This is a genomic window from Nocardia sp. CC201C (assembly GCF_030010695.1).
In the GTDB taxonomy this organism is placed as follows: Bacteria; Actinomycetota; Actinomycetes; order Mycobacteriales; family Mycobacteriaceae; genus Nocardia; species Nocardia otitidiscaviarum.
Window position 1 is genome coordinate 1 of the sequence record NZ_JASCXP010000576.1, and the last position, 3,478, is coordinate 3,478.

4 protein-coding genes are annotated in these 3,478 nt (G+C 66.7%); 1 reads left to right on the forward strand and 3 read right to left on the reverse strand.

From position 1 onward, the window contains the following. Positions 1–54 precede the first annotated feature (54 nt). The 3 genes from QK444_RS34265 to leuC form a co-directional block, all read right to left on the reverse strand. Positions 55–720 (reverse strand): HU family DNA-binding protein, encoded by a 666-nt coding sequence (locus QK444_RS34265; RefSeq protein ID WP_282786164.1) that lies wholly within the window; start codon positions 718–720, stop codon positions 55–57. 157 nt (positions 721–877) lie between these two features. Next, positions 878–1,486: a 3-isopropylmalate dehydratase small subunit gene (leuD, locus tag QK444_RS34270; RefSeq protein WP_029930116.1), complete on the reverse strand. Its 609-nt coding sequence runs from the start codon at positions 1,484–1,486 to the stop codon at positions 878–880. A gap of 45 nt (positions 1,487–1,531) precedes the next feature. Then, complete coding sequence (gene leuC, locus QK444_RS34275) at positions 1,532–2,956, reverse strand: 3-isopropylmalate dehydratase large subunit (protein ID WP_282786165.1); 1,425 nt, start codon at positions 2,954–2,956, stop codon at positions 1,532–1,534. 120 nt (positions 2,957–3,076) lie between these two features. On the opposite strand from leuC, the gene QK444_RS34280 reads away from it, so the two are divergent. Then, the coding region (locus tag QK444_RS34280; protein WP_282786166.1) for a helix-turn-helix domain-containing protein at positions 3,077–3,478 on the forward strand (402 nt) is incomplete at its 3' end.

Consider the following 3,478-nt stretch of genomic DNA (forward strand, 5'->3'; position numbering starts at 1 on the left):
TCGCATATGTCGTCCCACTGCGTAGCGCAGTGCCTCCGCTGGACGCTACCCCCGTCAGCGACGGGCGGTGCGCTTGGCGGCGGTCTTCTTCGCGGGCGCCTTCTTCGCGGCCGTCTTCTTGGCCGTGGTCTTCTTCGCCGCAGTTGCCTTGGCAGTGGTCTTCTTTGCCGCCGTCTTCTTGGCGACCGGGGCCTTCTTCGCGGCCGTCTTCTTGGCCGTGGTCTTCTTGGCCACGGTCTTCTTGGCCGCCGCCTTCTTGGCCGGGGCCTTCGACGCGGCCTTCTTCGCCGTGGTCTTGGCCGGGGCCTTGGTGGCGGTGGTCTTCTTCGCGGCGGCCTTCTTGGCCGTCTTCTTGGCGGTCGTCTTCTTGGCGCCCGCCGCCTTGCCCGACACCGGGGCGGCCACACCGCGTTTCACGGCCGGGCCGCTCGCCGCGATCTTCTGCTTACCCGCGATGATCGCCTTGAACTGCGCGCCCGGACGGAACGCGGGGACCGAAGTCGGCTTCACCTTGACGGTTTCGCCGGTGCGCGGGTTACGGGCGACGCGAGCGGCCCGCTTACGCTGTTCGAAGACACCGAATCCGGTGATGGTGACGCTTTGGCCTTTGTTCACAGCGCGCACGATGGTGTCGACCATCTGCTCCACTGCCGCAGTAGCCGTGCGCCTGTCAGTACCCAACTTCTCGGTCAGAACATCGATCAGTTCCGCCTTGTTCATTGAATCCTCCGCAGACTAAATGGCCCGTCGTCGGACCGACTAGGTACCACGTTAAACCTTCATTGGGCAAGAGTCTATGTGCCACGCCAAAATTCATGTGGCGTGGCACACGCCCAGCAACCTGGTTTGGGAGGGTTCAGCTAACGGTTCCCAATGATTACGTCTGCGAAATATGGGCCGGAATCGTCGTCGGTTTCCAAGCTGGCCTTGCCTTTTCGTAGGCGTCGATCTCGTCGCAGCGACGCAGAGTGAGACCGATGTCGTCCAGCCCTTCGAGCAGGCGCCACCTGGTGTAGTCATCAATATCGAACGGCAACACAACGGTTCCCGCCGACACCGTGCGCGCCTCGAGGTCGGTCACCAATTCCAGACCGGGCTGTTCCTCGAGCAACTTCCAGAGCAATTCGACATCGTTCTGTGACATTCGAGCGGCCACCAGACCGCCCTTGCCGGCGTTGCCCCGGAAGATGTCGGCGAAGCGCGAGGAGATCACGACCCGGAAGCCGTAGTCCATGAGCGCCCAAACCGCGTGCTCTCGTGAGGATCCGGTACCGAAATCCGGACCGGCGACCAGGACACTACCCCGCTTGTAAGGCTCGGTGTTCAGAATGAAGTGCGGATCCGTTCGCCAGGCCGCGAACAGACCGTCCTCGAATCCCGTTCGGGTGACGCGCTTCAGATACACGGCCGGGATGATCTGGTCGGTGTCGACGTTGGACCGGCGCAGCGGAACACCGATCCCCTTGTGAACCTTGAACGCTTCCATCGTTTACTCCTGAAGTCTGGTGAGAAAGGGCCGAATCGAGCCGGATCAGTTCAGATCGGCCGGTGAGGACAGGGTTCCGCGCACCGCGGTGGCCGCCGCGACCAGCGGCGAGACCAGATGCGTGCGGCCGCCCTTGCCCTGGCGGCCCTCGAAATTGCGGTTCGAGGTGGAGGCACAGCGCTGACCGGGGGACAGCTGGTCGGGATTCATGCCCAGGCACATCGAACACCCGGCCTGGCGCCATTCCGCGCCGGCGGCGGTGAAAATCTCGCCCAGCCCCTCCTTTTCCGCCTGCGCCCGCACCCGCATGGAGCCCGGGACGATCAGCATCCGCACACCCGCCGCGACCGTGCGGCCCTTCAGAACTTCCGCGACCGCGCGCAGATCCTCGATGCGGCCATTGGTGCACGAACCCACGAAAACGGTGTCGACACCGACCTCGCGCAGCGGCATCCCCGGGGTCAGATCCATGTAGCGCAGCGCCTTCTCGGCCGCCTCGCGCTCGGTCTCGTCGGCGATCTCGGCCGGAACCGGCACGGTGGCGCCCAACGGCGCGCCCTGCCCCGGATTGGTGCCCCACGTGACGAAAGGCGTCAGCGCCGACGCGTCGATATGCACCTCGGCGTCGAAAACCGCGCCCTCGTCGGTCTTCAGGGCCTCCCAGGCCGCCACGGCGGCGTCCCAGTCCGCACCCTGCGGGGCGTGCGGGCGGCCCTTCAGGAATTCGTAAGTCACCTCGTCGGGCGCGACCATACCCGCCCGGGCACCGGCCTCGATCGACATGTTGCACATGGTCATCCGGGCCTCCATGGACATGGAGCGCACCGCATCGCCGCGGTACTCCAGCACATAGCCCTGCCCGCCGCCGGTGCCGATCTGCGCGATGACCGCGAGGATCACGTCCTTGGAGGTCACGCCCGGCGGCAGCTCACCGTCGATATTGATGGCCATGGTCTTGAACGGCCGCAACGACAGAGTCTGGGTCGCCAGCACATGTTCCACCTCGGAGGTGCCGATTCCCATGGCCAGCGCGCCGAACGCGCCGTGCGTGGAGGTGTGCGAATCACCGCACACCACGGTCGTTCCCGGCTGGGTCAGTCCCAGCTGCGGGCCGACCACGTGCACGATGCCCTGGTCCAGATCGCCCATCGGGTGCAGCCGGATGCCGAATTCCGCGCAGTTGCGGCGCAGCGTCTCCACCTGGGTGCGCGACACCGGATCGGCGATCGGCTTGTCGATGTCGATGGTCGGGACGTTGTGGTCCTCGGTGGCGATGGTGAGATCCGGGCGGCGCACCGGGCGACCCGCCTGCCGAAGGCCGTCGAACGCCTGCGGACTGGTCACCTCGTGGACCAGGTGCAGGTCGATGTAGATGAGGTCGGGTTCGCGCTGATCGCCCTCGCCCGCGCCGCGGACGACGACGTGCTGCTCCCAGACCTTCTCCGCCAGAGTGCGTGGCCGGTGGGCCATATCTCCATCACCTTTCGATAGACATCGCCGCGCCCGGGCTGGTGGCGCGGTCGTAGCGGCTCGCGGGCCGTCGGGGAGTCGAGTTGCAATTCCCAACATACGAGACGCTAATATCGTTCTATGAGACAGCATAGCGGTATCGGGGTGCTCGACAAAGCCATGGCGGTGCTGGCCGCCGTCGCCGAGCAACCCTGCGGCCTCAACGAGCTGTGCACCCGCACCGGCCTGCCCCGCGCCACCGCGCACCGGCTGGCCGTGGGCCTGGAGGTGCACCGGATGCTGGCCCGCGACAACCAGGGCCTGTGGCGACCCGGACCCGCGCTGTCGGAGCTGGCCACCACCGCCAGCGACCCCCTGCTCGACGCGGCCGCCACCATCCTGCCGCGCCTGCGCGAGATCACCGGCGAGAGTGTGCAGCTCTACCGCCGCGACGGCAACGCCCGCGTCTGCGTGGCGGCCATGGAACCGGCCGCCGGACTGCGCGATACCGTGCCGATCGGGGCGCGCATGCCGCTCACCGCG